Here is a 2,360-nt window from a genome sequence, read left to right as displayed (position 1 = left end):
CAGCAGGCGCGGTGCACCGTCCAGCAGCGTCACGGCCAGCGCATCGGGCCCCATGTTAGGATTCACCTCGCTCATGGCAGCCGAGCATAGTGCCTGCCATCGCCCGGATCGAATTCTTCGCATGCTCAGCACCGACATCCTCGCCACCTTCCGCGGTCTGCTCGAGGAGGCGCGCGCCAGCGGCGATCCCGAGCCTACCGCCATGAACCTAGCCACCGCCGATGTCGACGGGCGCATTTCATCGCGCATCGTCTTGCTCAAGGGCGTGGACGAGCGGGGCCTTCGCTTCTTCACCAATACCGAAAGCGCGAAGGGCGAGCAGTTGAAGGCCCACCCGCAGGTGGCGCTCACCTTCCACTGGAAGCACATCGCGCACGGCGTGCAGGTGCGTTTCGAAGGCGGCACCAGCCGGCTGCTGCCGGAAGACGCCGACGCGTACTTCGCCACGCGTGCGCGCGGCAGCCAGATCGGTGCGTGGGCGTCGGCGCAGTCGCAGACGCTGCCCGACCGCGACACGTTTGAACAGCGCGTTGCCAAATACGAAGCCGAGTTCGAAGGCCGCGACGTAACCCGGCCGCCGTACTGGGGTGGCTACCTGATGCAGCCGAACATGGTGGAATTCTGGTACGGGGCGGAATTCCGCCTGCACGAGCGCGTTCGCTGGGACCGCTTCGGTGAAACCTGGCGCAGCCGGTTGTTGTATCCATGAGCCGCGCGCAGCCCGTGCAGCATGTCGCGCAGCATGGGTTTACCGTGCATACGCGTGGCCGCGGGTTGTTCGACGTCACCCAGCAGATACGCGATGCCGTCACGGCAAGCGGCGTGGGCACGGGGCTTGCGCAAATATTCGTGCACCACACCAGTTGCTCGCTGTTGATCGGCGAGAACGCCGATCCCACCGTACAGGCGGATCTGGAGCGCTTCTTCGCACGCCTGGTGCCCGACGGCGATCCGATCTTCCGCCACGACGACGAAGGCCCGGACGACATGCCCGCGCACGTGCGCGCCATCCTTACCGGTTGCAGCCTGTCGGTGCCCGTGCATGCCGGCAAGCCGATGCTCGGCACCTGGCAGGGCATCTATCTCTATGAGCACCGCACGCATGCGCACCAGCGCAAGGTGACCATCACTGTGCTGGGGCATTGACCTTGTCCGACGCTTTTCCGCAGCGCATCGTCTGCCTGACCGAAGAACCCACCGAGGTGCTCTACGCCATTGGCGAAGAGCACCGCATCGTGGGTATCTCGGGCTTTACCGTGCGGCCGCCGCGGGCGCGCAAGGAGAAGCCGAAGGTATCGGCGTTCACCAGCGCAAAGATCGGCGCCATCCTCGACCTCAAGCCGGATCTTGCGATCGGTTTTTCCGATATCCAGGCCGATATCGCGCGCGACCTGATCCAGGCTGGCGTCGAGGTTTGGATCAGCAACCACCGCAGCGTCGAAGGCATCGTGGCCTATATCCGGCGCCTGGGCGCCATGGTCGGCGCGAGCGACCGCGCCGAAGCGCTGGCGCAGCGCGCCGAGGCGCAATTGGCACGCGTCTTGGCACTCGCCGCCGCCTTGCCGCGGCGGCCGAAGGTGTATTTCGAAGAATGGGACGATCCGCAGATCACCGGCATCCGCTGGGTCGCCGAATTGATCCGCATCGCCGGTGGCGATGACGTGTTCCCCGAATTGATGATGGAGCCCCTGGCCAAGCAGCGCATCCTGGCCGATCCGACGGAAGCTGCGCGCCGCATGCCGGACATCATCCTGGGTTCCTGGTGCGGCAAGCGCTTCCAGCCCGGCACCGTCGCAGCACGCGAAGGCTGGGCGGATGTTCCCGCCGTGCGCAACGGCGACCTCTACGAGATCAAGTCACCGCTCATCCTGCAGCCGGGTCCGGCTGCGATCTTCGATGGGCTGGATGCCATGCATGCGATCATCGCTTCGTGGGCTGCGCGCCACGCCTGAAGTATCGTCAGTCGACGATGAAATCCTGGTTGAATTCCGCGTGCTGGGTCGTGCCGCCCTTAGGCGTGACATCCAGCGAAAAATGCAGTGAGCCGGAGCTTGGTACGGTGAAGGTGCCAAGGTACGTGGTACTGCCGCCCTCGCTGATCTTGCGGAAGGTGATGGGTACGTTGTCGCCGGTGAGCGTGGTGACCTTCGCCTTCACCGTGGCCTCGACGCTCTCGTCGTTGGCGATGCGGCTGGCCGAGACGTTCAGCAAGCCCTGTTCCGGCGTGTGCGCCACGCCCTGTGCCTTGGCTGACGCGGCGGGAAGGCCGTCGGCGGACAGTGCGTTGTAGCGCACGATGAAGTCGCCGGCGCGCATGCTATCGGCCAGGGCGGGGCCGGTGAGCGCCAGCAATGCAAGAA

Annotated in this window: 4 protein-coding genes; 3 read left to right on the top strand and 1 reads right to left on the bottom strand. The window is 65.5% G+C overall.

All coding sequences use genetic code 11. The features are described from left to right. Positions 1–121 precede the first annotated feature (121 nt). The 3 genes from pdxH to VK519_RS09920 are packed head-to-tail and all read left to right on the top strand — an operon-like array spanning position 122 to position 1,952. Positions 122–709 carry a pyridoxamine 5'-phosphate oxidase gene (gene pdxH / locus VK519_RS09930; RefSeq protein WP_324349423.1) on the top strand — a complete coding sequence of 196 codons (588 nt, stop codon included), beginning with the start codon at positions 122–124 and terminating at the stop codon, positions 707–709. Then, the gene (locus VK519_RS09925; protein WP_324349421.1) at positions 706–1,146 is read left to right on the top strand and encodes a secondary thiamine-phosphate synthase enzyme YjbQ; all 441 of its coding nucleotides are present in this window, start codon (positions 706–708) and stop codon (positions 1,144–1,146) included. The genes pdxH and VK519_RS09925 overlap by 4 nt, the downstream gene beginning before the upstream one ends. Positions 1,147–1,148: 2 nt before the next feature. Continuing rightward, a complete protein-coding gene (locus tag VK519_RS09920) occupies positions 1,149–1,952 on the top strand; it encodes an ABC transporter substrate-binding protein (protein WP_324349419.1) in 804 nt (267 codons plus the stop codon). A gap of 7 nt (positions 1,953–1,959) precedes the next feature. Here the strand turns inward: VK519_RS09920 and VK519_RS09915 are convergent. Beyond that, the coding region (locus tag VK519_RS09915; protein ID WP_324349417.1) for a DUF4426 domain-containing protein at positions 1,960–2,360 on the bottom strand (401 nt) is incomplete at its 5' end.

The sequence above is a fragment of the Pinirhizobacter sp. genome, assembly GCF_035317885.1.
GTDB lineage: Bacteria > Pseudomonadota > Gammaproteobacteria > Xanthomonadales > Rhodanobacteraceae > Pinirhizobacter.
Note: the sequence above shows the minus strand (reverse complement) of the source record. Positions and strands in the feature narration are given on the sequence as shown.